Raw genomic sequence first — 24923 nt, 5'->3', positions numbered from 1 at the left:
GCATCCTTTCGAGGATGCGGCCCCTTTCGCATGTGGTCAGGGCCTGATGGGGTGGACTCCACGGCACGTTTCACGTGAAACGGTCAGCGGGTCGCGCCCGTCACGATCCAGCGGCCGGAACGGGCCCGCAGCCAGAGGGTCACCATCCGGACCGTCATCATCAGCGTCATGGCCGCCCAGATCGCGGTGAGGCCGCCGCCCAGCGTGGGCACGAGCAGCGCGACCGGGGTGAAGACCGCCAGGGTGACCACCATGGCCCAGGCCAGGTAAGGCCCGTCACCGGCGCCCATCAGTACCCCGTCCAGTACGAAGACGATGCCGCAGATGGGCTGGGACAGGGCAACCACCAGGAGCGCCGGCAGTGCCACGTCCTTGACCCCGGCGTCACTGGTGAACAGTGGCAGGAACAGCGGCCGTGCGGCGACGACGACCAGCCCGAGGACCACGCCGGTGGCGATCCCCCACTGCACCATGCGGCGGCAGGCCGCGCGGGCGCCGGGTGCGTCGTCGGCGCCGAGGTAGCGGCCGATGATCGCCTGTCCGGCGATGGCGATCGCGTCCAGGGCGAAGGCCAGCAGGCTCCACAGGGACAGCACGATCTGGTGGGCGGCGATGTCGGCGTCCCCGAGCCGGGCCGCCATCGCAGTGGCGATCATGAGGATGGCCCGCAGGGACAGGGTGCGGACGAGCAGGGGTACGCCCGCCTGCGCCGAGGCTCGGATACCGGCGAGGTCGGGACGCAGGGACGCCCCGTGGCGCCGCGCACCCCGGACGACCACCCACAGATAGACGACGGCCATGCCGCACTGGGCGATCACGGTGCCCCAGGCGGAACCGGCGATGCCCAGTCCCGCGCCGTAGACGAGTACGGCGTTGAGGGCGGCGTTGGCGATGAAGCCACCGATCGCCACGTAGAGCGGGGTCCTGGTGTTCTGGAGTCCGCGCAGCACGCCGGTGGCGGCCAGGACGGCCAGCATGGCCGGGATACCGAGGGCGGAGATGCGCAGATAGGTGGTGGCGTAGGGCGCCGCGGTGGGGGAGGCGCCGAAGAGGTCCACGATGCCGGGTGCGAGGGGCAGGACGACGGCGATGACGGCGGCCCCGATGAGCAGGGCCAGCCAGATGCCGTCCATCCCCTGACGGATCGCGGCCCGCAGATCGTTCGCGCCGACCCGGCGGGCGACCGCCGCCGTGGTGGCATAGGCGAGGAAGACGAAGATGCTCACCGCGGTGGTGAGGAGCGCGGAGGCGACGCCGAGACCGGCGAGCTGGGCGGTGCCGAGATGGCCGACGATCGCACTGTCGGCCATGACGAAGAGTGGCTCGGCGACCAGGGCGCCGAAGGCCGGCACGGCGAGTGCCACGATCTCCCGGTCATGGCGCCGCCGAGTGGCCTTGGGGATCGCGGGAGCCTGTGTCATGCGCACCAATCTAATCGTCCACAGGTAAGAGATGCAATCGCCTTGTGACCCTTACTCTCCTTTCCAAGGGGCAAGGTTTCGCGCGCCGTTCGAGGTGATCTTGGTCCGACTGGGAAAGTTTTTCTTCTGCACAGCCGGTGGACGGTAAAGACGCAGGTCAGTGCCGCCATGTTCAGGAGGGCGAGGTCTTGTTCACAGGGCTGTCCACCGGGTCGTGCACAGGTTTCGGGGAGTTCTCCACAGCATATGGACCGTCGTCCACATGGCCTGTGGATAACCAGATTGGCTGACGGTGCCGGGGGGCCTACCGTGGTCCGGCGCCCGCTCCCTCTACCGGCCGTGGAAACGTCACATATCCGACGCGCCGGAACCGGAGTTGGGCTTCTCATTTTGTCAGTGCCGTGCCGTAGAACAGAGGGCATGGCGAGGTCCGCTCCGGCGGACGGGAGGAGGTGGCTCGGTGAGCATTTCCGAGCCCTTGGACGATCCGTGGGCCGACAGCGGTCCCAGCGATCGTCTCCCCGCCTCCCGACGCCGCGGTGACTCCGGTCGTGGCGGGCGTGACGAGCAGCACGAGCGCGGCCGTGAGAGCGGCGGCTGGGAAGGCGGGGGTTCCGCCTTCGAGCGGGTGCCGCCGCAGGACCTGGACGCCGAGCAGTCCGTGCTGGGCGGCATGCTGCTGTCCAAGGACGCCATCGCCGACGTGGTCGAGATCCTCAAGGGCCATGACTTCTACAAGCCGGCGCACGAGACGATCTACACCGCGATCCTCGACATCTACGCCAAGGGCGAGCCGGCGGACCCCATCACCATCGCGGCCGAGCTCACCAAGCGCGGCGAGATCAACAAGGTGGGCGGCGCGGCCTATCTGCACACCCTCGTCCAGACGGTGCCGACCGCGGCCAACGCCGAGTACTACGCGGAGATCGTCCACGAGCGTGCCGTCCTGCGCCGCCTGGTGGAGGCGGGTACCCGCATCACGCAGATGGGGTACGCGGCCGACGGCGACGTCGACGAGATCGTCAACAGCGCCCAGGCCGAGATCTACGCGGTCACCGAGCAGCGCACCAGCGAGGACTACCTGCCGCTCGGCGACATCATGGAGGGCGCCCTCGACGAGATCGAGGCGATCGGCTCGCGCAGTGGCGAGATGACCGGTGTGCCCACCGGGTTCACCGACTTCGACTCGCTGACCAATGGCCTGCACCCCGGCCAGATGATCGTCATCGCCGCCCGCCCGGCCATGGGAAAGTCGACGCTCGCGCTGGACTTCGCGCGGGCCGCGTCGATCAAGCACAACCTGCCGAGCGTGGTCTTCTCCCTCGAAATGGGCCGCAACGAGATCGCCATGCGTCTGCTGTCCGCCGAGGCCCGCGTCGCCCTGCACCACATGCGCTCCGGCACGATGACCGACGAGGACTGGACGCGGCTGGCCCGCCGGATGCCGGACGTGTCGGCCGCGCCGCTCTACATCGACGACTCCCCGAACCTGTCGATGATGGAGATCCGGGCGAAGTGCCGTCGGCTCAAGCAGCGCAACGACCTGAAGCTGGTCGTCATCGACTACCTCCAGCTCATGCAGTCCGGTGGCTCCAAGCGGGCGGAAAGCCGCCAGCAGGAGGTCTCGGACATGTCCCGTAACCTCAAGCTGCTCGCCAAGGAGCTGGAGATCCCGGTCATCGCGCTCTCCCAGCTCAACCGTGGTCCCGAGCAGCGCACCGACAAGAAGCCCATGGTCTCCGACCTGCGTGAGTCGGGTTCCATCGAGCAGGACGCCGACATGGTCATCCTGCTGCACCGCGAGGACGCCTATGAGAAGGAGTCCCCCCGCGCGGGCGAGGCCGACCTGATCGTGGCCAAGCACCGAAACGGCCCCACGGCCACCATCACCGTGGCCTTCCAGGGCCACTACTCCCGCTTCGTGGACATGGCCCAGACCTGATCGACAAGCACCCCCTGGACCGAATGCGCTCGACGTGGCCCGTTCCAACGGGTGGACTGGGCACATGACGACATGGGACGAAGAGCTGCTTCCGGCGACGCGCCGGGCGTTGACGCACCGGATCGCCGTCGCGCAGGCCGAGGGGAGGGCGCCTTCGCTCGTGGCCGCGGTCGTGCGCGGGGGCCGGGCGGTGTGGCACGGGGCGCGGACCTTGGTGGACGGGCACGGCCCGGACGAGGACGTGCAGTACCGGATCGGCTCCATCACCAAGACCTTCACCGCCGTACTGGTGCTGCGGCTGCGGGACGAGGGCCTACTCGACCTCGACGACCCGCTGGAGAAGCACCTGGCCGGCACCGGCGCCGGTGAGGCGACCATCGCCGAACTGCTGGCGCACACCGCCGGACTGGCCGCCGAGTCACCGGCACCCTGGTGGGAGCGGACACCGGGCTCGACGCGCCCCGAGTTGAGCGACGTGCTTGGTGAGAAGCCCCTGCTGCACCCGGCCGGGCGGCGCCACCACTACTCCAACCCCGGCTACACCTTGCTCGGCGCCCTGGTGGAGGAACTCCGGGGCGCCCCCTGGGAGCAGGTGCTGCGCGACGAGGTGCTCCAGCCCCTCGGCCTCCGCCGCACCGCCGGCCGGCCCGAGGCACCGCACGTGGGCGGCTGGGCGGTGCATCCCTGGGCCGACGCGCTGTTGCCCGAGCCGCTGGAGGACCTTGGGCTGATGGCCCCGGCCGGCCAGCTCTGGTCCACCACGGGCGACCTCGCCCGCTTCGCCGCCTTCCTGGTCCAGGGGGACGACCGGGTGCTGAGCGCCGAGTCGGTGCGGGAGATGCGCACCCCCGCAGCCCCCGCCGAGCCTGCGGACGTGGTGGACGGTGTCACATACGGTCTCGGGCTCCAGATCCAGCACCGGGACGGCCGGTTGCTCGCCGGGCACTCCGGTTCGCTGCCGGGCTTCCTGGCGACCCTCACGTTCAGCGTGGCGGACGACGTGGCGGCGGTGGTGCTGGCCAACTGCACCAGCGGACCCGCGGTCGGCGCGGTGGCCGCCGACCTCGTCCGCATCGTCGCCGAGGCCGAACCGCGCATCCCCGAGCCCTGGCGTCCGCTGAGGGAAGTCGACCCGTCGGAGCTGGAGTTGGCCGGCCCCTGGTACTGGGGCACGCACCCCTACGTGCTGCGGGTCCTGGCCGACGGCATCACGCTGGGGCCGCTGGCAGGGGGCGGCCGCCGCACCCGGTTCCGGCCGAACGGTGACGGCACCTGGACGGGGCTGGAGGGGTACTACGCCGGGGAGTTGCTGGAGGCCGTACGACGGCAGGACGGAACGGTGAGTCACCTGGACCTCGGGTCATTCGTCTTCACGCGTCAGCCGTACGAGGAAGGTGCGCCGGTGCCTGGTGGGGTGGACCCGCAGGGCTGGCGGGGGATCGTCCAGCCCTAGCAAGTCGTGTACGAAGGGCCCTGTTTCACGTGAAACAGGGCCCTTTTGCTCAGCAATACGCCCGTCAGAGAGTCAGCTTGAAGCCCTCGTGCGAGGCGGTGAAACCCAGTCGCTCGTAGAAGCGGTGGGCGTCGGCGCGCGTCTTGTCCGAGGTGAGCTGCACCAGGTGGCAGCCGAGGCGGCGGGAGGTGTCGACGGCCCACTGGATCAGCTCGCTGCCCAGTCCGCTGCCGCGCTCGTCGGCGTGAATCCGTACGGCCTCGATGAGGGAACGGGTCGCACCTTGGCGAGAGAGCCCCGGAATGATCGTGAGCTGGAGCGTCCCGATCACCCGACCGTCGCGTACCGCCACGACGAGATGCTGGTTCGGGTCGGTGTCCAGACGTTCGAAAGCCGCCAGGTACGGCGTCAGATCGTCGGGGGACTCGCGCCGGGCGCCCAGGGGGTCGTCGGCGAGCATGGCCACGATCGCCGGGATGTCGGCCGGGGTCGCAGGCCTTATGGCGAGGTCGGTCATGGCCCGCAGTCTAGGCGGGGACGTGCAGCGACTCCACGGCCCTCACCAGTGGCGCGAGTTCGGGATTCAGTGCCGCCGTGTCCAGCGCCTCGCGCAGCGCCGCGTCGTTGGTCGGACGCGCCTTCTCCAGCAGCTCCAGTCCGGCCTCGGTGACATTGGTGTAGATGCCCCGGCGGTCGGTGGGGCACAGATAGCGCTCCAGCAGCCCGCGGTCCTCCAGGCGGGTCACCAGCCGGGTGGTGGCGCTCTGGCTGAGGACGACCGCGTCGGCGACCTGCTTCATCTGGAGGTGGCCCCCGTCACCGTCGTGCTGCCTGCTGAGCACGTCGAGCAGGGAGTACTCGCGCACGCTCAGCTCGTGCTGCGCCTGGAGGGCGCGCTCGATGTGCGTCTCGATCCTCCCGTGCAGCAGAGACAGGGCGCACCAGCCCTGGGCGAGGGCGGTGAGCGCGGGGTCTGTCGCTGTCATTGGGTGTTCCTCCGTCCCGGAGCGGCTGGCTTCCAGGGTAGAGCACCGCCGCAATATCCCGCGATTGCATTTAACCCGCGTCTGCAACTATTGTGAGAGCACGCAAAGCGCTCCTGCAATCGTTTGGGAAGGTCTACCCCCTCATGCCTCTCGCGCTTCTGGCCCTGGCGATCGGGGCCTTCGGAATCGGCACGACCGAGTTCGTGATCATGGGGCTGCTGCCCCAGGTCGCGGGTGACTTCGGCGTCTCCATCCCCACCGCGGGCCTGCTCGTCACCGGCTACGCCCTGGGCGTGGTGATCGGCGCTCCGCTGATGACCGTGCTCGGCACCAAGGTCTCGCGCAAGCGGATGCTGATGGGGCTGATGGGTCTGTTCATCGCCGGGAACCTGCTCTCCGCCGTCGCCCCCGTCTTCGCGGTCATGCTGATCGGCCGGGTGGTCGCGTCCCTCGCTCACGGTGCCTTCTTCGGCATCGGCTCGGTCGTCGCGGCCGAGCTGGTGGCACCGCAGAAGAAGGCCGGCGCTATCGCCATGATGTTCACCGGGCTGACCGTCGCCAACGTGGTCGGCGTCCCGCTGGGCACGCTCATCGGGCAGCAGATCGGCTGGCGGGTGACCTTCGGCATCGTCGCCGTCCTGGGCGTCATCGGCCTCGCGGGTATCGCCAAGCTCGTACCCGAGGTGCCCAGGCCCGAGGGTGTGCATCTGCGGCATGAGCTGGCCGCCTTCAAGAACGCCCAGGTCCTGCTCGCCATGGCGATGACCGTGCTCGGCTTCGGCGGAGTCTTCGCCGCCATCACCTACATCGCGCCGATGATGACCCACGTCGCCGGTTTCGCCGACGGGTCGGTCACCTGGCTGCTGGTGCTGTTCGGCCTCGGCATGGTCGGCGGCAACCTGATCGGCGGCAAGTTCGCCGACCGCGCCCTGATGCCGATGCTCTACGTCTCGCTGGGCGCTCTGGCCGTCGTCCTCGCGCTCTTCACGCTCACCGCGCACAACAAGATCGCGGCCGCCGTGACCATCGCCCTCATCGGTGCCCTCGGCTTCGCCACCGTCCCGCCGCTCCAGAAGCGCGTCCTCGACCAGGCACACGGCGCCCCGACGCTCGCCTCGGCCGTGAACATCGGCGCCTTCAACCTGGGCAACGCCCTGTCCGCCTGGCTCGGCGGCATGGTCATCGCGGCCGGGTTCGGCTACACCGCCCCCAACTGGGTCGGCGCCGTCCTCGCCGCGGCCGCACTCCTGCTCGCCTTCCTGTCGGCCGCCCTGGAGCGCCGAGGCACCAAGACCGGCGCGGCGCTCGCCTCCGACGCGCCCGCCATGCCGGAGCCCGCCCGCCGCTGAGGCCGGCCCGACACCCCCCGACCCCGTCCGCGCCGGTGACGAACCCCGGCCCGGGCGGCCCCACCTCAGGAAATTCCAAGGAGAACCCCCACCATGAGCACCACCACCTTCGCCCCGCTCACCATCGAGGACGCCGAGCTGCTCATCGCCAGCGCACGGCGCGCGGCCGAGGACGCCGGTGTCACCGTCAGCGTCACCGTCCTGGACGCCGGTGGCCACCTGCTCGCCTTCCGCCGGGACGACCGGGCCGTACTGATCTCCGGCGAGACGAGCACGCGCAAGGCGTACACCGCGCTTCAGCTCAACGCGCCCACCGCCGACCTGGTCGACGCCGTGCAGCCCGGCGGCCTCTTCCACACGCTGCCGACCGCGCTGGACCGCCCGCTGCTGTTCATCGCGGGGGGCGTCCCCGTCCACCGCGACGGCCGGCTGATCGGCGCGATCGGTGTCGGCGGCGGTGCGCCGGCGCAGGACCACGGCTTCGCCACCGAGGCCGTCACCGCCCTGGTCTGAGCGAGCCGCGCACACATGCTGAAGCCCCCGTGGGACCGCGGGGGCTTCGGCATGCCGGGATTCAGCCCGCGGCCACCGTCAGCGGTGCGAACCTGCGGGTCCAGTCCCCCGGCAGACCGGGCGCGCCGAGCACCATGACCGCGTTCGACATCACCGGGGCCAGCCCCCGCTCCTTCGCCCAGACCAGGAACTCCTCGTGGCGCACGTCCACATCGGTGCGCAGCGGGCGGTCGGTGTGGGCCGCCAGCGACTCGACGAGCGCCTTGGCCGTCTCCGTGTCGCGGGCGATCAGGGGGCCGACGACATGGGTCCGCATGTTGGGCCACGCGGCGGTGTACCCGGTGATCCGGCCGTCCTCCTCCGCCACGCGGACCTGGTCGGCAAAGGCGGGCAGCCGGACGAGGACCGGGGTGCGGTCGACACCGAAGACCTCCGCGTCAAGGCGCAGGATCGCCGGAAGGTCCTCGGCGGTCGCGGCCCGTGTCGACACCGACGGCTCCGATCCGCCCGGGGTGAAGTGCCCCATGAGCATCTCCGCCCGGCCCACGGTCTTGAAGCCGATTTCCTCGTAGAGCGGCCGGCCCAGTGGCGTGGCGTGCAGGGTCAGTGGTGTGCCGCCCTGGGCCGCCACGACGTGCCGCATCAGGCGGCGTCCCACGCCCTTGCGGGAGTGGCGCTCGGCGACCAGGACCATGCCGATCGCGCCCAGTTCCACCCGCTGTCCGGAGCCGTACTCCGTGACGACGCACGCGGCGACGAGGCCACCCTCGGGATCGTCGATGCCGTAGCCACGGCCGGCGGTGAGCAGCAGGCCCCATTTGTGTTCCTCGCGGGCCCACCCCCGGTCCTCGGACAGGTCGGCGCAGGCGGTGAGATCGCGCGGAGTAAGACGGCGGATGGGCAGCGCGGCGAGTGAAGAGATCGGCACGCCGGTCAGGCTGTCCGAACCGCACCACCCACGTCCACCGGATTCGGAGACCTCTTACCGCTTCCGGCCAGATTCTCCGCTCGGGGCAAGCCGCTGACGGCCGACGCTGTTTCACGTGAAACGACGGCCTGCCGTGGCGGCCAACAGAGTAATCGGGCGAAGCCCGCCAAGAGCCGTCTTTTTGGGTACTGGGATGCGGACCGGCTCACGGTGCCACGCTGCGGAACGAGTGCTGCGGTCCTCCGCCCCGGCGGGGAGCAGGCGCTTTTCGAGGGGGAGAGCGCAGACCGCCGCAGGAGTGCGAGCGAGGGCACACATGGAAGCTACGGCCACCCCATCGGGGGACGACGGCACGGCGGACGGCGTCGGCCGACGGCCACGGCACGCAGCCGCGTCCTCTCGTGCGCAGGCATCCTGGGACGCGCTGCTCATCCGCCGCACGATGGCGGAGATCGCGCCCCTGGCCGACAGGGTGACCTCCTACTTCTACGCCCTGCTCTTCGTCCGCCACCCCGAGCTGCGCCCCCTGTTCCCGCCCGCGATGGACACCCAGCGGGACCGGCTGCTGCGTGCCCTGCTCACCGCGGCGGAACACATCGACAACACCCCGGTACTCGTGGACTACCTGCGCAACCTCGGGCGGGGCCACCGCAAGTACGGCACCCGGCCCGAGCACTACCCGGCCGTCGGCGCGTGTCTGATCGGCGCCCTGAGCACGTATGCCACCCACACCTGGAACCCTCAGGCGGAGGCGGCCTGGGGCCGGGTCTACGCGACCATCTCCCAGGTGATGATCGAGGCCGCCGAGACGGACGGGCGGGACGCTCCGCCCTGGTGGCACGCCGAGGTCGTCACCCACGACCTGCGCACCCCCGACATCGCCGTGATCACGCTGCGTCCCGACCAGCCGTACCCCTTCCTGGCCGGGCAGTACGCGAGTGTCGAGACGCCCTGGTGGCCGCGTGTGTGGCGGCACTACTCCTTCGCCTCCGCGCCCCGCGCCGACGGCCTGCTCACCTTCCATGTGCGGGCGGTCCCGGCCGGCTGGGTCTCCCAGGCCCTGGCGCACCGCGCCCGCCCCGGTGACGCGGTGCGTCTCGGGCCGCCGGTCGGTTCGATGAGCGTCGACCACGACACCGACAGCGGCCTGCTCTGCCTGGGTGGCGGCACCGGCATAGCCCCGATCAAGGCCATGGTCGAGGAGGTCGTCGCGCACGGCGCCCGCCGCCCGGTGGAGGTGTTCCTCGGCGCCCGCCGTGACCACGACCTGTACGACATCGACACCCTGCTCCGGCTGCGGCAGGCGCACCCGTGGATATCCGTCCGCTCGGTCATCGACCGGGAGGACCGCCATCTGCACGACGCCGTGCGGGCGAGCGGCCCCTGGCGGCACTACGACGCCTATCTCTCCGGCCCGCCGGGCATGATTCGCAGCGGCGTGTCCGTGTTGCGGGCGCTCGGCGTACCCGAGCCGCGCATACGCCACGACCCGGTCGAGGACCTGGTGGTCACCGGCTCCTGAGAGGGCCCCGGTCAGCCGAGGTCGGGGGCGTGCATCGCGCGGACTCCTTCGATGTTCCCGTCCAGGTAATGCCGCAGCGACAGGGGGACGAGATGGACCGAGGCGATGCCGACCCGGTTGAACGGGATGCGGACGATCTCGTACTCCCCGGCCGGCTCCTCCACCTCGGGGCCGTGACGGAGCGAGGGGTCCATGGACTCCAGACGGCACACGAAGAAGTGCTGCACCTTCACGCCGGTCGCGCCGCCGTCCTCGCCGATGTGCTCCACCGTGTCCACGAAGCAGGGCACGACATCGGAGATCTTGGCGCCGAGTTCCTCGTACACCTCGCGGTGTAGGGCGTCGACGACGGTCGGGTCCTCGGGCTCGACCCCGCCACCTGGGGTGACCCAGTAGGGATCGACGCCGGGCTTGGTGCGCTTGATCAGGATCAGGTCATCGCCGTCCAGCAGAACGGCGCGGGCGGTGCGCTTGACCACGGGTCGGACGGTCATGGGAACAATGTGGCCCGGCCGGTTCCACGTGAAACATCGCGGGCGGCCCCGGACGCGTCGCGGGGAGGCATTCACGGCGGAATGCCCGCTCAGCCCCACCCTGAGCCGGCCCGCTGGAGCCACTCGTGCGCCCGCGCGACATGGGGCAGTGCGAGCGAGCCGGTGCGGACCACCAGGAAGTAGGTCCGCAGTGGCGGCACGGCCGGGTCGTGCAGCAGGATTAGCTCGGCCCGGTCGAGGGCGGTGGAGCACAGATAGCGGGGCAGCACCGCGAGCCCCGCACCCGAGGCGGCACAGGCAAGCACCGCACGCAGGTCCGGCACGATGACCGTCCCCGAGGCGCCCGGACGCGTGTCGAACACGGAGGCCCAGTAACGCGAGACGAAGGGCAGCGACTCGTGGACCTCGACCACGGGCAGGTTCTTCAGCGCGGCCGCCCCCGTCCGCCGCAGCGCGTCCGGCCCGATCCGCCCGGCCCAGCGCGGGGCGGCGACCAGCACATGCTCCTCGTCGCAGAGCGGGCTCGCGCTCAGCAGGGCACCGCGCGGCCGGACCGTACTGATGGCCAGTTCGTGATGGCCCGCCGCCAGGCCTTCCAGGACCTCCTCCGCCGTGCCGAAGGAGGCGCGGAGAGCGAAGCTCTGGCCGTCGGCGCCGGTCAGCTCCGCCAGGGCGGGCAGGGCGCGCTCGGTGGTGAACTCCGGAGGGCCGGCCAGATGCAAGGTGCGCAGTGAGGACTCGTCGTCCAGGCCGCTCTCGGCTATCTCGACCAGGGCGTCGAGATGGGGGGCGGCCTTGTGAGCCAGTTCGTCGCCGATGGTCGTGGGGGTCACCCCGCGTGCCTGACGCAGGAAGAGGGGGCGTCCGAGCTGGCGCTCCAGCGTGCGGATCTGGGAGGTGACAGCGGGCTGGGAGAGGCCCAGCAGCGCGGCCGCGCGGGTGAAGGAACCGGCCCGGTGCACGGTGACGAAGGTCCGCAGCAGGGCCAGGTCCATGGCGGGGCCCCCTTTCCCTGCCTCCTCGGGCAGGCCGGGCAGGCCCCAACTATAAATAAGTCGATAGGTCTCTGTCGTTACCGTGATTGGACACTGACGCAGAGTCAACTAACCTTGTTCGCGCGGTTCTTCGCGCCTGGAACCGGGGACGGTCCGAGCCACGAGGGGGGAGGCTCGGACCGTCCGCACGGCTCTCAGCCGGCCGACTCGTCCAGGGCTCGCAGCACGTCCGCGACCAGGTCCTCGGCGTCCTCGGCCCCGACCGACATGCGGATGAACCCGTCCGGCACGGCGTCTCCGCCCCAGCGGCCGCGCCGCTCGGCCGTGGAGCGCACACCGCCGAAGCTCGTCGCGTCCTCGACCAGCCGCAAGGCCTCCAGGAACCGCTCGGCGCGCTCGCGCGTGGGCAGCGTGAAGGAGACCACGCACCCGAAGCGGCGCATCTGCCGCGCGGCGACCTCGTACGAAGGGTCGTCGGGCAGCCCCGGATACCGCAGGCCGGAGACCTCGGGACGGCCGCGCAGCGCCTCGGCCACCGTGAGCGCCGTGGCGTTCTGCCGGTCGACGCGGAGCGGGAGCGTGGCGATCGAGCGGTGGGCGAGCCACGCCTCCATCGGGCCGGGGATGGCCCCGACGATCTTCCGCCAGCGGCGCACCGCGTCCATCGGCTCGCCCGCGCGGCCGACGACGTACCCCAGCAGGACGTCGCCGTGCCCGCTGAGCTGCTTGGTACCGCTGGCCACGGCGAAGTCGGCGCCCAGCTCCAGCGGACGCTGCCCGAGCGGCGTGGCGAGGGTGTTGTCCACGGCCACCAGCGCCCCGCGGGCGTGGGCCTCCTTCACCAGCCGCCGGATGTCGCACACGTCGAGCCCCGGATTGGACGGCGACTCGATCCACAGCAGCTTCGCCCCGTCGAGCACGTCGAGCTGGGCGTCACCGCCGGTGGGCGCCGTGCGCACCTCGATGCCGAACGCCTCGAGCTGGGCCCGGGCCAGGGGGAGCGCCTGGTAGCCGTCCGAGGGCAGTACCACGGTGTCGCCGGTCTTGAGCTGGGAGAAGAGCACCGCGGAGATCGCCGCCATGCCGGAGGCGAACACCAGCGTCTCGGCGTCGTCGGCGCCGGGCGCCTCCAGCTCGCCGATGGCCCGCTCCAGCAGGGTCCAGGTGGGGTTGCCGTCGCGGCCGTAGGAGTACGGGCCGCTCACGTCCCCGGGCAGGTGGAAGTGCGCGGCGAAGACCGGCCCCGGCAGGGTCGGCTCGTGCTTCACCGGCTCGGGAAGGCCGGCGCGAACGGCGCGCGTGCCGTCGCCAGGGGAGTCCGGGTGCGCGGCGGTGTCGTTCATACGGGCCGTTCCTCCAGATGTTCGCGTACGGAGTCGAGCAGTCCGGCGCTCGCCGCCTCCACCATCTCAAGGCACTCCTCGAAGCCGTCGCGGCCCCCGTAGTAAGGGTCCGGGACATCGAGGTCGGCGCCGGCCGACGGGTCGTACGAGCGCAGGAGGCGCACCTTGCGGGCGTCCTCCTCGGTGGGGGCGAGGCGGCGCAGGGCCTTGAGATGGCCGGTGTCGAGGGCGATCACGAGGTCGAGCCGGCCGAACCAGGACTGCTGGAACTGCCGCGCGATGTGCTCGGTGCCGTAGCCGTGCTCGTCCAGGACCGCGACGGTGCGCGGGTCGGCGGCGTCGCCCTCGTGCCAGCCGCCGGTGCCGGCGCTGTCGGCCTCGATCAGGCCGTCGAGCCCGGCCTCGGCGACGCGCGCCCGGAAGACCGACTCGGCCATCGGCGAGCGGCAGATGTTGCCGGTGCACACGAAACAGACGCGGTAGGCCATGACCGGATCAGTCCTCGTCGGGCAGGACGAGGTTCAGCGCCCAGGAGACGATGGAGATGATCAGACCGCCGAGCACGGCCGTCCAGAACCCGTCCACGTGGAAACTCAGGTCGAGCTGCCCGCACACCCACGAGGTCAGCAGCAGCATCAGCGCGTTGACGATCAGGGTGATCAGGCCGAGGGTCAGGATGAACAGCGGGAAGGTGAGCACCTTCACCACCGGCTTGACCAGAAGGTTCACCAGCCCGAAGACCAGCGCGACAACGATCAGCGTGCCGACCTTCTTGCCCGTGCTGTCACCGGTGAGGGTGATCTTGTCGAGGAGCCACACGGCCACCGCGAGGGCGCCCGCGTTGGCGATCGTCTTGACTAGGAGATTCTTCATGTGTCTGATCGTTGCAGACCAGAATCAGAGTGGGCGGCGCGGCAAGGGCGGACGACAGCGATGAAGGTATTCCGGCTGGACGATCTGGAGGCGGAGCGCGCCGCGAACGACGGCGCCTACCTCCAGTTCCTGCGGGAGCGGAACATGTCGGTGGGCCTGTACGCGCTCGGCGCCGGCTCCCACGACCCCCAGAACCCCCACCCCCAGGACGAGGTGTACTTCGTGGTCAGCGGCCGGGCCTCGGTCTCGGTCGGACTGGAGACCACCGAGGTCGCCAGGGGCAGCGTGATCTACGTGCCCGCCGGGGTGTCCCACAAGTTCCACCACATCAGCGAGGACCTGCGGGTCCTGGTGGTGTTCTCTCCGCCCGAGGGCTGAGGGTCCGGTCTCAGGGTTCCCTAGGGGATGGATCAGGGGACGACAAGGGGTGCGAGACCCCCACGGAGGGCTTCGCCGGCCCTAGCATCGAAGCGGGACATCAAGAACCGCTAGCGCAAAGGACAGGGCGATGCGAGAGATCTTCACGGGCTTGCCGTGGTGGGTGAAGTGGGTCGCGGTGCCGGTCATCGCGCTGGTGGTGTTCGGCGGCCTGATAGCGACCGTGGTCGGCTTCCTGATCGGCCTGCTGTTCAAGCTCCTGCTCTTCGTCGCCCTGGTCGGCGGACTCATCTACGTGGTGCGGAAGTTCACGGCGGGCTCTTCCTCGCGCGGCGACTGGTGACGCGCGGGGGCGCCGGGGAGCGGTGACACGGGGCGGTAACACGGAACGCCGGTTCCCTCGGGGGAGGGAAGTTTCCCCGGCAGGCCGTCCGCGCGCGGTGGTGGACGGTTAGAGTCCGGAACTCCCGTGGGGCCCCGAACCCCGCGGGCGGCACGCCCCCCCCCGTGTCCACCCCGCACGGGCCGCCCCCACCTCCGCGCTTCGGGAGTAAATCCTTGGCCACGGTCGACACCGCCCCGGCAGGACCCCACGCACCCCCGGCTCCCGCACGGTCCTGCGCGCCCCCGTTGCAGCGGCCGCCCGCCGCCACCGCCCCCGACAAGCACTCCGCCACGCTCATCGGTTCCGTCCAGCGCGCGATGCGCCTGCTGGAGACGGTCGCCGCGCACGAGTACGGCGCCCCCGCCAAGCAACTGGCCCGCGAGACGGGCCTCGCGCTCCCCACGGCGTACCACCTGCTGCGCACCCTGGTGCACGAGGGCTATCTGCGCCGGGACAAGGGGCGGTTCTTCCTCGGTGATGCGGCGGACCGGCTGAGTAGCAGCGGAGCGCAGCAGAAACGTCGCAGCACGGTGGCCGACACCCTCGCGCACTGGCGCGACGCGATCGGTGCCCCGGTGTACTACGCGATGTACCGGGACGGTGAGGTCGAGGTCATGTGCGTGGCCGACTCACGGGAGACGCCGGCGGTCGCGGAGTGGGCCGACTTCCGCGAGACGGGACACGCCCACGCCGTCGGGAAATGCCTGCTCTCCCAACTGGACGACGACGCACGTCGTGATCACCTCGCGCGCTATCCGGTCCGTTCCCTCACCCCCTACACGGTCCGCGACAACGATGCCCTGCTCAGGCGCCTGGCCAGGACCCGGCGCATGGAACCGGTGGTGGAGCGGCAGGAGTACGCCCTTGGCGCGGTCTGTGCGGCGGTGCCGATCACTGTCGGTACAACCGCGGCGACGATGGCGATTTCGCTCCCCGCCCATCAGGTGGATCAACTCCCGTGTATGACAAGGAGGTTGCAGGCGGAAATGGGCCGTCACATGGGTGCGCTGGCGCTCTCTATCAGCATCTGAAAACTCACTCCTTGTGATCTGCCATGCACGTTCAGCTAGATTTGACCCCAGTCAGGGATTAAACCCGGCCAGTCGATGTCTTATGACGGGGTAGGCGATGCGCGAGTCCGTACAGGCAGAAGTCATGATGAGCTTTCTCGTCTCGGAGGAGCTTTCCTTCCGTATTCCGGTGGAGTTGCGCTATGAGACGAGTGATCCCTACGCGGTGCGGCTCACCTTCCATCTGCCCGGTGACGCCCCGGTGACCTGGGTCTTCGGCCGGGAGTTGATGATCGACGGAGTCGGTCGGCCGTGCGGCGAGGGGGATGTGCACATCTCCCCCGTCGACTGCGAGGTGCTGGGCGAGGTGCTGATCCGGCTTCAGGTGGGCGGCGACCAGGCGTTGTTCCGCTCTTCCACACCGCCGCTCGTGGCGTTCCTCGACCGCACCGACAAGCTGGTGCCGCTCGGGCAGGAGGGTGCGCTGGCCGACTTCGACACCCACCTCGACGAGGCGCTGGGCCGCATCCTGGCCGAGGAGCAGAGCGCGGGCTGACGGGGCGTGGCCGAGGGGAGCCAGGCGCTCGAACGGACTCCGTGGACCTTTGAAGAAACGCTTCTGCAAGGGTTCAGGGTCCGGCGCCCCCGGCGCCCCGCTCAGTGCTTCCGACGCCGCCCCCGGCCGCCCGGGGCCGCGACGGGCCGGGCGCCCTTCGGAGCCGCCGCCCCGGGCGCGGGGCGGTCCGCCGAGACGACCAGGGCGGCGAGCGCGGTGGTGACGGGCACCGAGGCGACCAGGCCGATCGAGCCGACCAGCGTGCGCACGATCTCCTCCGCCACCAGCTCGCTGGTGGCCACCGTGCCCACCCCGCTCTGCGCGATGGAGAACAGCAGCAGGAGGGGCAGCGCGGCGCCCGCGTAGGCGAGGACCAGGGTGTTGACGACGGACGCGATGTGGTCGCGGCCGATGCGGATGCCCGCTCGGTAGAGCCCCCGCCAGCCCATCGAGGGATTGGCCTCGTGCAGCTCCCACACGGCCGAGGTCTGGGTGACCGTCACATCGTCCAGCACGCCGAGCGAGCCGATGATGACGCCCGCGAGCAGCAGACCGCTCATGTCGATCGACGGGTAGAGCCCGTGGATCAGGCCGGTGTTGTCGTCGGTGTTGCCGGTGAGCGCGGCCCAGCCGATGAACTGCGAGCCCAGGACGCCGATCAGCAGCAGCGAGACCAGCGTGCCGAGCACCGCTACGGAGGTGCGGGCCGAGAGGCCATGGCACATGTACAGGGCGATCAGCATGATCGCGCTCGACCCGACCACCGCCACCAGCAGCGGGTTCGAACCCTGGAGCACCGCGGGCATGATGAACAGGGTCAGTACCAGGAAGCTGACCGCCAGGGCCACCAGCGCCATGACGCCGCGCAGCCGGCCCACCACCACGACGGCGACCGCGAAGATCCCGGCGAGCAGGGCCATGGGGAACGTGCGGTTCAGATCCGTGACCGCGTACTGGAGCTCCTTCGGCGCCTTGGGCTCGTAGGCGACCACCACCTTGTCGCCCTGGTGCAGCTGCCGGGTCTGGTCCGGCTGCACCAGCTCGGTGAAGGTGCGGCCCTTGTCCTTGCCGGTGTCGACCCGGACCGTGGCCTTCTTGCAGGGGCCCTTCTTGTCCTCCTGGGCGCCCTGAGCGCCGCCGGTGGCGGAGGGGTCGCCGACGGGGGCCTGCCCGCCCGCGCCACCGACCTGGCAGCTCACGGAGGTCACCGTGGTGACGGTGGCCTGCTGCGTCTGGCGGTCGAAGCCCACGCCGGTGCGCTGGTGCGGGGGCGCGCCTCCGGGCCAGAGCACCACCAGCCCCACCACGACGGCCGCGCTGAACGGGATCAGGATGGCCGCGATGACCTTGCGCAGATGCTTGGAGACCGGTGTGGCGGGGCCGTGACTGTGGGAATGGCCGTGCCCGCCCCCGGAACCGTGCCCGCCGTGCCCATGCCCGCCGTGCCCATCGTGCCCGTGCCCATCGTGGCCGTGCCCACCGTGCCCGTGCCCCTGTCCACCCCCGTCGCCGGGACCTGGTCCGGAGCCGGGCCGGTGGGGTGGGCCGGGAGGAGGGTAGGGAGACTGCTGCGTCGTGGTCACGGCCCGATCATTGCAAGAACGGGGGAGGCCCACTGTTCATCCCGTCACATGGGGCGCTAGCGTGGAGGCACCTTTGCACACGCGGGAGCTCGGAGCACCGGGCTGAGAGGGCGCTGACCTCCGTCGTTGCGATGTTTCACGTGGAACGTGGTTCCCCGTGAACATCTGCGGACGGGAATCGCTGCGTCGACCGCCGAACCTGTTACCGGGTAATGCCGGCGTAGGGAGTAGGTCTCATGACCAACAAGGACGCACGCACGCCTGCCTCCACGCAGAACGCGACGAACAACTCGTCGGGCGAGGAGGCCGGAAAGTCCATCGGCTGGCACAAGGCGTATGTCGCGGGTTCGCGCCCCGACCTGCGCGTGCCGGTCCGTCAGGTGCATCTCACCAACGGGCGGTCGGTCACGCTGTACGACACCTCAGGCCCGTACACCGATCCGGAAGCCGACACCGATGTCCGCCGGGGGCTCGTCCCGCTGCGGGAGAACTGGATCGTCGCCCGTGGCGACACCGAGGAGTACGCGGGCCGTCCGGTCCGCCCCGAGGACGACGGGCTCAAGCACACCTCGCCGCGCGGCGGGCTGCGCAATCTGGACGCCGTCTTCCCGGGACGGCCCCGCCAGCCCCGGCGCGGACGCGCGGGCCGGGCGGTCACCCAGCTCGCGTACGCCCGCCAGGGGGAGATCACGCCGGAGATGGAGTTCGTGGCGCTCCGGGAGAACGTCGCTCCCGAGGTGGTCCGCGACGAGATCGCGGCGGGACGCGCCGTGCTGCCCGCCAATGTGAACCATCCGGAGATCGAGCCGATGATCATCGGTAAGCGGTTCCTGGTGAAGGTCAACGCCAACATCGGCAACTCGGCGGTCACTTCCTCGATCGAGGAGGAGGTGGAGAAGATGACGTGGGCGACCCGCTGGGGCGCGGACACGGTCATGGACCTCTCCACCGGGCGCAACATCCACACCACCCGCGAGTGGGTGCTGCGCAACTCCCCCGTCCCCATCGGCACCGTGCCGCTCTACCAGGCGCTGGAGAAGGTCGACGGCCGGGCCGAGGAGCTGACCTGGGAGATCTACAAGGACACAGTGATCGAGCAGGCCGAGCAGGGCGTGGACTACATGACGGTGCACGCCGGTGTGCGTCTGCCCTACGTCCCGCTCACGGCGAACCGGAAGACGGGCATCGTCTCGCGCGGCGGCTCGATCATGGCCGCCTGGTGCCTGGCGCACCACAAGGAGTCGTTCCTGTACGAGCACTTCGAGGAGCTCTGCGAGATCCTCGCCGCCTACGACGTCACCTACTCGCTCGGTGACGGTCTGCGGCCCGGCTCGATCGCGGACGCCAATGACGAGGCGCAGTTCGCGGAGCTGCGCACGCTCGGGGAGCTCAACCGGATCGCCCGGCGGTTCGACGTGCAGACGATGATCGAGGGCCCCGGGCACGTCCCGATGCACAAGATCAAGGAGAACATCGACCTTCAGCAGGAGATCTGCGACGAGGCCCCGTTCTACACGCTCGGCCCGCTGACCACCGACATCGCGCCGGCCTACGACCACATCACCTCCGGTATCGGCGCCGCGATGATCGCCTGGTGGGGCACGGCGATGCTCTGCTACGTCACGCCCAAGGAGCACCTGGGGCTGCCGAACCGGGACGACGTCAAGACCGGGGTCATCACCTACAAGATCGCCGCTCATGCGGCCGACCTGGCCAAGGGGCACCCCGGCGCCCAGGAGTGGGACGACGCGCTCTCGGACGCCCGCTTCGAGTTCCGGTGGGAGGACCAGTTCAACCTCGCCCTGGACCCGGACACGGCACGGGAGTTCCACGACGAGACGCTGCCCGCCGAGCCCGCCAAGACGGCCCACTTCTGCTCCATGTGCGGCCCGAAGTTCTGCAGCATGAAGATCTCGCAGGACATCCGGCGCGAACACGGCGGCAACCGGGCCGAGATCGAGGAGGGCATGGCGAGGAAGTCACTGGAGTTCGCGGCCACGGGCAATCGGGTCTACCTGCCGATCGCGGAGGACACCCCCTGACGCCCTAGTCGTACGGGACGCCGGCCGGATGTTCAGTCCGGCTGGTGTTCCGGTCCGCCGAAGTCCGGGCTCGAGTAGTCCGGGCTGCTGAAGCGGGGCCGGTCGGTGGCCGTGCCGTCGTCGGGGCTGGTGAAGCCGGGGCGGCCGTAGCCCAGGCGGGGCATCCGGCTCGGGCCGGGGGCCGGCAGGGGCTGGGCGGCGGGCGTGCCGGGCTGGGCGAGGGCGTCGCGGAGGAACGGCAGGATGCCGCGTTCCAGCAGGGCGTCCCGCCACTCCTCGCCCGCCCGTGCCACCGCCTCGCGGGCCTCCGCCTGGGCGGCCGCCTCGGCGGAGGAACTGTTGCGCAGCGCGGTGAGCAGCAGTGCCACCCCGGCGGCCAGGATCGCCGCCGCCGTCACGGCCCCGAAGACCCAGCCGACGGTCACCATGGTCCGGCCGAACTGCTGGCCGGGGGCGACCATCCGCAGGATGTAGCCGACGAGGAGGAAGAGCACGGCGGCCGTCCCGGCGAGCACGGGGGCGAGCACGGCGACCATCGCGCTGGCGCCCGCACCGGCGGCCTCGGCCGTCTCCCCGAGGGCGGCGGCGAGCCCGAGAGCGCCCGACTCCGTCTCGACCGGGGCGGTTTCGGCGGCCGACTCGGCGGCCGGGGCCGGATGGCGCAGCTCCTCGCGGACCTCCACGTAGCGCTGGTACTCGGCGGCGGCCGCCGCCGTGATGAGGGCCGTGGCGCTGAGCGCCATCGTGCGCAACTGCTCGGGGTTGAGCCGCTGTCCGATGCCGGACAGCTCCGGGTGGGCCGGTGCGGAGCGCAGCGCCTCATCGAGGAGCCGCTCGAATTCCCGGCGGTCCTCGCTCAGCAGGTGCTGCGGAACGCTGTTCATGTGCATCCCCCGATGCTCCGTAGGGCTTGGGGCTCGCATGGTGACGAGCCGTCGGGCAGAAACGGAGGGGAGCCTGCTACGGATAAGCCGATGGTAGAGCTGTCACACCGCACGGTGACAGGGGGTTGCCGGAAATTGAGGCGATGCCCCGTGCCCCTTCCGCGCAGTCCCGGCCCGGTGCCGGGCGGCGCGGTGCGGGGTCAGGCGTCCAGCGGGAGTTGCTGGACCAGCAGCTTTCCGGCCATGGTCACGCCGCCGTCCATGGCGATGGCGAGGCCGTCGGCGTAGACGTGCGGGCCCTCGACGTGGGGCTCGCCCCGCTCCTCACCCTCTTCGGAACCGACCTGGCCGAGCAGATAGGGGATCGGGCTGTGGCCGTGAACGACCCGGGAGCCGCCGTACGTATCCAGCAGGGAGCGCACGGCGTCGGCGCCGCCCTCGTCCCGGAAGGAGAAGCGCTTGGTGAACTTGCGGAACAGGTCCCAGACCTCGTCCGCGTCGTTGCGGGTCAGCGCCTCGCGGACGGTGTCGTTGACCGCCTCGATCGAGTCGCCGTAGTCGAGGTAGGCGGTGGTGTCGGAGTGGAGCAGCAGATGGCCGTCGACCTCCTCGACCGCGTCCAGCCGGGCCATCCACTGGAGGTGGTGGTCCTGGAGGCGGTCCATGTCGGTCTTCTGGCCGCCGTTGAGCAGCCAGGCCGCCTGGAAGGTGGCGGTGCCCGCGCCGGAGTTGACCGGAGTGTCGCCGAACCGCTTGGCGCCCAGCAGCAGCAGCTCGTGGTTGCCCATGAGCGCCTTGCAGTAGCCGCCGGCCGCCGCGGCCTCGGCGGACAGCCGCATCACCAGGTCGATGACGCCGATGCCGTCCGGGCCCCGGTCGGTGAAGTCGCCGAGGAACCACAGCCGGGCGGTGCCCGCGCACCACTGGCCCTCCTCGTCGACCAGGCCCTTCTCCCGCAGCGCGCTCAGCAGCTCCTCGATGTAGCCGTGGACGTCGCCCACGACGAACAGCGGACCGGGGCCCGCCTCGGGCTGCGGCGCCGGGGCGGGAGCGGGCTCGACGGGGGGCGGGAGGGTGTCGCCGCGCTGGATGACCGGCAGGTCGCGCTCGGTCGGGGTGTACCCGTCGGGGTGCTCCTCCTCCTGCGGAGGGACGACGTCACCGGGGTGCACGTCGGCGTACGGACCGGTCTCGTGGACGTACGCGGGCACCCGGAAGTCGCGCAACGTCGCCGTACGCTCCGTATCGGGTCCCAGACCGGCCCCCTGAGTCATCAGACCCCTCCACCATCGCGCCGAAGCTGCACCGCTTCGGACTGCCTGGTCGCAGCGGCCCGCGGTGTCGTGCGCCCATCATAGGAACGCGCGTCGCGCCATGTGATGACCCAGGGGTGGTGAATCACGGTGAGGTCCCTGATCACTGGGGCTTTCGTCCCGATTGGGCAGGAGTCCGGCCGGTTGCCCGGCGGGGACGGGGTGGCCGCCGGCCGGTTGCCCGCCCCGGTTCGACGAGGCGCGGCGGACCCCCGCCACGCCTCGCGTACCTCTCCGGGTTCCTCGGACCGGTTCCGCGTCAGTCCCGTTCCGGCGCCCGCGGCGGGCTGACCGTGGTGCGCGGCGGGCGGCGCTGGGAGGAGGTGCGCACGATCAGCTCCGTCGGTATCACCTGCTCGACCGGCTGGTCCGACTCGACCCCCTCGATGGCGTCGATGAGGAGCTGTACGACTGCCGTGCCGATGCGGCGCGGCTTCAGCGAGAGCGTGGTGATGGGCGGCTCGGTGGTGGCGTACACGGTGGACTCGCTGCAGCACACCAGCAGCAGATCCTCCGGGACGCGCAGGCCGTAGCGCCGGGCGGCGGCGAGCAGGTCGGTGCCGTTGGGGTCGAAGAGGCCGTAGACGGCGTCCGGGCGGTCGGGGCGGGCGAGCAGCCGGTCGGCGGCGACGGCGCCCGCGCACGGGTCGTGCGCCGGGTAGGCCTCATAGACCGGGTCCTGGCCGACCCGCTCGCACCAGCGCAGGTAGGCGGTGGTGGACAGGTGCGTGTACGTGTCCGTGGTGGTGCCGGTGAGCAGGCCGATGCGGCGGGCCCCGGCGGCGGCGAGGTGGTCGAGGATGCCGAGGACGGCGGCCTCGTGGTCGTTGTCGACCCAGGCGGTGACCGGGAGGGAGCCGGCCGGGCGGCCGTCGGAGACGACCGGTAAACCCTGCCGGACCAGTTCGCTGACGACCGGGTCCTGATCGGAGGGGTCGATGACGACCGTGCCGTCCAGCGCGACGTTGGACCACACGTCGTGCCGGGAGGTCGCGGGCAGGATGACCAGGGCGTACCCCCGGGCGAGCGCGGCGGAGGTGGCGGCCCGCGCCATCTCGGCGAAGTACGCGAACTCGGTGAAGGTGAAAGGTTCATCCCCGTACGTGGTCACGGTCAGGCCGATCAGGCCGGACTTGCCGGTACGGAGGGTGCGGGCGGCGGCCGAGGGCCGGTAGCCCAGCCGGTCGGCGACCTCGCGGACATGGCGGCGGGTGGCGTCCGGGAGCCGCCCCTTGCCGTTGAGGGCGTCGGAGACGGTCGTGATGGAGACCCCGGCGGCGGCGGCCACGTCTCTGATGCCGGCCCGTCCGGGCCGGCTGCCCCGCCGGGAGGTTTCCGCGCGGCTCACCTGGTGCTTCCCTGCTGCTGTCATGGCGAGCCGATAGTAGGGCTCTTCCGGTGGGGTAGGGCGGACGCATATGCATGCGTTGACAGGCACGTTTCTGCATGGTCGTCAGGCCCCAACCACCTTTGAAAGCAAGTCAGTTGGCTGGGTCGATGGCAAGACGTGTCTTGTCGACGCGCGTGGGCCTGCCAAGGGCTCCATGTCTCGAAGAGGTCTCAACTCACCTTCACGAGGGACGCGCGCCACGGCGCGAGCTACCGGCGCATGGACAAATGCGTGGTGCGCCCCCTAAAGCGCAGCCAGTCGCCCGGCGTGACCCCGGAGCCGCGGAAGCCGGGACGCACCGGTGCGCAAGCGCGCCGAATCCTCATAAGGTGAGGAGCATTGGATGCCGGCGGCGTCGACGGTCCGCCGGTGGTCGCGAGGAGGACTGCGGTGAGCGAGACGAGCCCCAAGCTGCGCGCGGAGCTGGAGGGTATCCCCACCTACAAGCCGGGCAAGCCCGCCTCGGCCGAGGGTCCGGTCGCCTTCAAGCTGTCCTCCAACGAGAACCCCTATCCCCCGCTGCCGGGTGTGATGGAGCGGGTGACGGCGGCGATGACCGAGTTCAACCGCTACCCCGACATGGCGTGCGGCGGTCTGATGGCCGAGCTGGCCGAGCGTTTCGGCGTCCCGGTCTCCCACCTGGCCACGGGCACCGGCTCGGTCGGCGTGGCCCAGCAGCTGGTGCAGGCGACCAGTGGTCCCGGCGACGAGGTCATCTACGCCTGGCGCTCCTTCGAGGCGTACCCGATCATCACGCGGATCAGCGGCGCCACGCCCGTGCAGGTGCCGCTCACGCCCGGGGATGTGCACGACCTGGACGCCATGGCGGACGCGATCACCGAGCGGACCCGGCTGATCTTCGTCTGCAACCCCAACAACCCCACCGGCACCGTGGTGCGGCGGGCCGAGCTGGAGCGGTTCCTCGACCGGGTGCCGAAGGACGTGCTGGTGGTGCTGGACGAGGCGTACCGGGAGTTCATCCGGGACTCCGAGGTGCCCGACGGTGTCGAGCTGTACCGGGAGCGGCCGAACGTCTGCGTGCTGCGCACCTTCTCCAAGGCGTACGGGCTGGCGGGGCTGCGGGTCGGTTTCGCCATCGCGCACGAGCCGGTGGCGGCGGCGCTGCGCAAGACGGCGGTGCCGTTCGGCGTGAGCCATGTCGCGCAGGAGGCGGCGATCGCCTCGCTGCAGGCCGAGGACGAGCTGCTCGGCCGGGTCGGTTCGCTGGTGTGCGAGCGCGCCCGGGTGGTCGACGCGCTGCGCGCGCAGGGGTGGACGGTGCCGGAGACGCAGGCCAATTTCGTGTGGCTGCGGCTGGGGGAGCGGACCATGGAGTTCGCGGCGGCGTGCGAGGACCACGGGGTGGTCGTGCGGCCGTTCGCCGGTGAGGGCGTGCGGGTGACGGTCGGTGAGAACGAGGCGAACGACCTGTTCCTGAAGGCGGCGGAGGCGTTCCGCCGCGAGGTGGCGGACTGACGCCGGTCCGCAGTCCGTGCGGTGAGGGCCCTGCCGGGAGGCGGGGCCCTTCGTCGTAGGGGCCCCCTTGTGGATGCCGAATACGTG

General features: G+C 70.9%; 24 protein-coding genes and 1 riboswitch. Of the genes, 11 read left to right on the top strand and 13 right to left on the bottom strand.

Features of this window, described 5'->3' with window-relative positions; translation table 11 throughout:
• Positions 1 to 83: 83 nt before the first annotated feature.
• Positions 84 to 1421: an MATE family efflux transporter gene (locus EV284_RS24665; protein ID WP_130337812.1), complete on the bottom strand. Its 1338-nt coding sequence runs from the start codon at positions 1419 to 1421 to the stop codon at positions 84 to 86.
• Between the two features lie 460 nt (positions 1422 to 1881).
• Between EV284_RS24665 and dnaB the strand changes: the two genes are divergently transcribed.
• Positions 1882 to 3363: a replicative DNA helicase gene (gene dnaB, locus EV284_RS24660; RefSeq protein ID WP_130337810.1), complete on the top strand. Its 1482-nt coding sequence runs from the start codon at positions 1882 to 1884 to the stop codon at positions 3361 to 3363.
• Between the two features lie 64 nt (positions 3364 to 3427).
• The gene (locus EV284_RS24655) at positions 3428 to 4816 is read left to right on the top strand and encodes a serine hydrolase domain-containing protein (protein ID WP_130337808.1); all 1389 of its coding nucleotides are present in this window, start codon (positions 3428 to 3430) and stop codon (positions 4814 to 4816) included.
• A gap of 64 nt (positions 4817 to 4880) precedes the next feature.
• Here EV284_RS24655 and EV284_RS24650 read toward each other — a convergent pair whose 3' ends face one another.
• Positions 4881 to 5333 (bottom strand): GNAT family N-acetyltransferase, encoded by a 453-nt coding sequence (locus EV284_RS24650; protein ID WP_130337806.1) that lies wholly within the window; start codon positions 5331 to 5333, stop codon positions 4881 to 4883.
• 10 nt (positions 5334 to 5343) lie between these two features.
• Positions 5344 to 5802, bottom strand: coding sequence for a MarR family transcriptional regulator (locus tag EV284_RS24645; protein ID WP_130337804.1), 459 nt, complete (start codon positions 5800 to 5802; stop codon positions 5344 to 5346).
• Positions 5803 to 5945: 143 nt separating this feature from the next.
• Here EV284_RS24645 and EV284_RS24640 point away from each other — a divergent pair, with 143 nt between their 5' ends.
• Both EV284_RS24640 and EV284_RS24635 read left to right on the top strand, forming a co-directional pair.
• Positions 5946 to 7151 carry an MFS transporter gene (locus EV284_RS24640; protein WP_130337802.1) on the top strand — a complete coding sequence of 402 codons (1206 nt, stop codon included), beginning with the start codon at positions 5946 to 5948 and terminating at the stop codon, positions 7149 to 7151.
• 93 nt (positions 7152 to 7244) lie between these two features.
• The gene (locus EV284_RS24635; protein ID WP_130337800.1) at positions 7245 to 7664 is read left to right on the top strand and encodes a heme-binding protein; all 420 of its coding nucleotides are present in this window, start codon (positions 7245 to 7247) and stop codon (positions 7662 to 7664) included.
• Between the two features lie 61 nt (positions 7665 to 7725).
• Here the strand turns inward: EV284_RS24635 and EV284_RS24630 are convergent, their stop codons facing one another.
• Entirely contained in the window at positions 7726 to 8592 is an 867-nt protein-coding gene (locus tag EV284_RS24630) for a GNAT family N-acetyltransferase (protein WP_130337798.1), read from the bottom strand.
• Between the two features lie 316 nt (positions 8593 to 8908).
• Between EV284_RS24630 and EV284_RS24625 the strand changes: the two genes are divergently transcribed.
• Positions 8909 to 10114, top strand: a complete 1206-nt coding sequence (locus tag EV284_RS24625; RefSeq protein WP_130337796.1) for a globin domain-containing protein — start codon at positions 8909 to 8911, stop codon at positions 10112 to 10114.
• Positions 10115 to 10125: 11 nt separating this feature from the next.
• On the opposite strand, the gene EV284_RS24620 is transcribed toward EV284_RS24625, so the two are convergent.
• The 5 genes from EV284_RS24620 to EV284_RS24600 form a co-directional block, all read right to left on the bottom strand.
• On the bottom strand, positions 10126 to 10608 hold the full coding sequence (locus EV284_RS24620; RefSeq protein ID WP_030806115.1) for an NUDIX hydrolase: 483 nt from the start codon (positions 10606 to 10608) through the stop codon (positions 10126 to 10128).
• Positions 10609 to 10697: 89 nt separating this feature from the next.
• On the bottom strand, positions 10698 to 11603 hold the full coding sequence (locus EV284_RS24615) for a LysR family transcriptional regulator (protein WP_130337794.1): 906 nt from the start codon (positions 11601 to 11603) through the stop codon (positions 10698 to 10700).
• Between the two features lie 194 nt (positions 11604 to 11797).
• Positions 11798 to 12946 (bottom strand): cystathionine gamma-lyase, encoded by a 1149-nt coding sequence (locus tag EV284_RS24610; RefSeq protein WP_130337792.1) that lies wholly within the window; start codon positions 12944 to 12946, stop codon positions 11798 to 11800.
• Positions 12943 to 13434, bottom strand: coding sequence for a low molecular weight protein-tyrosine-phosphatase (locus EV284_RS24605; protein ID WP_130337790.1), 492 nt, complete (start codon positions 13432 to 13434; stop codon positions 12943 to 12945). The genes EV284_RS24610 and EV284_RS24605 overlap by 4 nt, the downstream gene beginning before the upstream one ends.
• Before the next feature lie 7 nt (positions 13435 to 13441).
• Complete coding sequence (locus EV284_RS24600) at positions 13442 to 13819, bottom strand: phage holin family protein (protein WP_130337788.1); 378 nt, start codon at positions 13817 to 13819, stop codon at positions 13442 to 13444.
• A gap of 60 nt (positions 13820 to 13879) precedes the next feature.
• On the opposite strand from EV284_RS24600, the gene EV284_RS24595 reads away from it, so the two are divergent.
• The 4 genes from EV284_RS24595 (at position 13880) to EV284_RS24580 (ending at position 16148) form a co-directional block, all read left to right on the top strand.
• The gene (locus EV284_RS24595) at positions 13880 to 14197 is read left to right on the top strand and encodes a cupin domain-containing protein (protein WP_130337786.1); all 318 of its coding nucleotides are present in this window, start codon (positions 13880 to 13882) and stop codon (positions 14195 to 14197) included.
• A 130-nt stretch (positions 14198 to 14327) separates the two neighbouring features.
• Positions 14328 to 14540 (top strand): DUF5326 family protein, encoded by a 213-nt coding sequence (locus tag EV284_RS24590; RefSeq protein ID WP_030806132.1) that lies wholly within the window; start codon positions 14328 to 14330, stop codon positions 14538 to 14540.
• A 215-nt stretch (positions 14541 to 14755) separates the two neighbouring features.
• A complete protein-coding gene (locus tag EV284_RS24585; RefSeq protein ID WP_207229125.1) occupies positions 14756 to 15613 on the top strand; it encodes an IclR family transcriptional regulator C-terminal domain-containing protein in 858 nt (285 codons plus the stop codon).
• A gap of 97 nt (positions 15614 to 15710) precedes the next feature.
• Positions 15711 to 16148 carry an SsgA family sporulation/cell division regulator gene (locus tag EV284_RS24580; RefSeq protein WP_030806138.1) on the top strand — a complete coding sequence of 146 codons (438 nt, stop codon included), beginning with the start codon at positions 15711 to 15713 and terminating at the stop codon, positions 16146 to 16148.
• Between the two features lie 101 nt (positions 16149 to 16249).
• On the opposite strand, the gene EV284_RS24575 is transcribed toward EV284_RS24580, so the two are convergent.
• Entirely contained in the window at positions 16250 to 17731 is a 1482-nt protein-coding gene (locus EV284_RS24575) for a YibE/F family protein (protein WP_130337784.1), read from the bottom strand.
• A 71-nt stretch (positions 17732 to 17802) separates the two neighbouring features.
• Positions 17803 to 17975: riboswitch (TPP riboswitch) on the top strand.
• Here EV284_RS24575 and thiC point away from each other — a divergent pair.
• Entirely contained in the window at positions 17968 to 19773 is a 1806-nt protein-coding gene (gene thiC, locus EV284_RS24570) for a phosphomethylpyrimidine synthase ThiC (protein ID WP_130337782.1), read from the top strand. (Overlaps the previous riboswitch by 8 nt.)
• Positions 19774 to 19805: 32 nt before the next feature.
• Here the strand turns inward: thiC and EV284_RS24565 are convergent, their stop codons facing one another.
• The 3 genes from EV284_RS24565 to EV284_RS24555 all read right to left on the bottom strand — a co-directional run bounded on the left by EV284_RS24565 (position 19806) and on the right by EV284_RS24555 (position 23342).
• Positions 19806 to 20663, bottom strand: coding sequence for a hypothetical protein (locus EV284_RS24565; RefSeq protein WP_130337780.1), 858 nt, complete (start codon positions 20661 to 20663; stop codon positions 19806 to 19808).
• Positions 20664 to 20857: 194 nt separating this feature from the next.
• Positions 20858 to 21931 carry a metallophosphoesterase gene (locus EV284_RS24560; protein ID WP_130337778.1) on the bottom strand — a complete coding sequence of 358 codons (1074 nt, stop codon included), beginning with the start codon at positions 21929 to 21931 and terminating at the stop codon, positions 20858 to 20860.
• A gap of 298 nt (positions 21932 to 22229) precedes the next feature.
• The gene (locus EV284_RS24555; protein WP_130337776.1) at positions 22230 to 23342 is read right to left on the bottom strand and encodes a LacI family DNA-binding transcriptional regulator; all 1113 of its coding nucleotides are present in this window, start codon (positions 23340 to 23342) and stop codon (positions 22230 to 22232) included.
• Positions 23343 to 23750: 408 nt separating this feature from the next.
• On the opposite strand from EV284_RS24555, the gene hisC reads away from it, so the two are divergent.
• Positions 23751 to 24836 carry a histidinol-phosphate transaminase gene (gene hisC, locus EV284_RS24550; protein WP_130337773.1) on the top strand — a complete coding sequence of 362 codons (1086 nt, stop codon included), beginning with the start codon at positions 23751 to 23753 and terminating at the stop codon, positions 24834 to 24836.
• Positions 24837 to 24923 lie beyond the last annotated feature (87 nt).

Origin of the sequence: Streptomyces sp. BK022 (genome assembly GCF_004217355.1) — a bacterium.
Classification (GTDB): Bacteria; Actinomycetota; Actinomycetes; order Streptomycetales; family Streptomycetaceae; genus Streptomyces; species Streptomyces griseoluteus.
Note: the sequence above shows the minus strand (reverse complement) of the source record. Positions and strands in the feature narration are given on the sequence as shown.

Excerpts from the sequence above, each read along its gene's own strand:
- EV284_RS24665 (WP_130337812.1), bottom strand. The coding sequence starts at position 1,421 with ATGACACAGGCTCCCGCGATCCCCAAGGCCACTCGGCGGCGCCATGAC.
- EV284_RS24655 (WP_130337808.1), top strand. The coding sequence starts at position 3,428 with ATGACGACATGGGACGAAGAGCTGCTTCCGGCGACGCGCCGGGCGTTG.
- EV284_RS24650 (WP_130337806.1), bottom strand. The coding sequence starts at position 5,333 with ATGACCGACCTCGCCATAAGGCCTGCGACCCCGGCCGACATCCCGGCG.
- EV284_RS24645 (WP_130337804.1), bottom strand. The coding sequence starts at position 5,802 with ATGACAGCGACAGACCCCGCGCTCACCGCCCTCGCCCAGGGCTGGTGC.
- EV284_RS24640 (WP_130337802.1), top strand. The coding sequence starts at position 5,946 with ATGCCTCTCGCGCTTCTGGCCCTGGCGATCGGGGCCTTCGGAATCGGC.
- EV284_RS24635 (WP_130337800.1), top strand. The coding sequence starts at position 7,245 with ATGAGCACCACCACCTTCGCCCCGCTCACCATCGAGGACGCCGAGCTG.
- EV284_RS24625 (WP_130337796.1), top strand. The coding sequence starts at position 8,909 with ATGGAAGCTACGGCCACCCCATCGGGGGACGACGGCACGGCGGACGGC.
- EV284_RS24620 (WP_030806115.1), bottom strand. The coding sequence starts at position 10,608 with ATGACCGTCCGACCCGTGGTCAAGCGCACCGCCCGCGCCGTTCTGCTG.
- EV284_RS24615 (WP_130337794.1), bottom strand. The coding sequence starts at position 11,603 with ATGGACCTGGCCCTGCTGCGGACCTTCGTCACCGTGCACCGGGCCGGT.
- EV284_RS24610 (WP_130337792.1), bottom strand. The coding sequence starts at position 12,946 with ATGAACGACACCGCCGCGCACCCGGACTCCCCTGGCGACGGCACGCGC.
- EV284_RS24605 (WP_130337790.1), bottom strand. The coding sequence starts at position 13,434 with ATGGCCTACCGCGTCTGTTTCGTGTGCACCGGCAACATCTGCCGCTCG.
- EV284_RS24600 (WP_130337788.1), bottom strand. The coding sequence starts at position 13,819 with ATGAAGAATCTCCTAGTCAAGACGATCGCCAACGCGGGCGCCCTCGCG.
- EV284_RS24595 (WP_130337786.1), top strand. The coding sequence starts at position 13,880 with ATGAAGGTATTCCGGCTGGACGATCTGGAGGCGGAGCGCGCCGCGAAC.
- EV284_RS24590 (WP_030806132.1), top strand. The coding sequence starts at position 14,328 with ATGCGAGAGATCTTCACGGGCTTGCCGTGGTGGGTGAAGTGGGTCGCG.
- EV284_RS24580 (WP_030806138.1), top strand. The coding sequence starts at position 15,711 with ATGCGCGAGTCCGTACAGGCAGAAGTCATGATGAGCTTTCTCGTCTCG.
- thiC (WP_130337782.1), top strand. The coding sequence starts at position 17,968 with ATGACCAACAAGGACGCACGCACGCCTGCCTCCACGCAGAACGCGACG.
- EV284_RS24565 (WP_130337780.1), bottom strand. The coding sequence starts at position 20,663 with ATGCACATGAACAGCGTTCCGCAGCACCTGCTGAGCGAGGACCGCCGG.
- EV284_RS24560 (WP_130337778.1), bottom strand. The coding sequence starts at position 21,931 with ATGACTCAGGGGGCCGGTCTGGGACCCGATACGGAGCGTACGGCGACG.
- EV284_RS24555 (WP_130337776.1), bottom strand. The coding sequence starts at position 23,342 with ATGACAGCAGCAGGGAAGCACCAGGTGAGCCGCGCGGAAACCTCCCGG.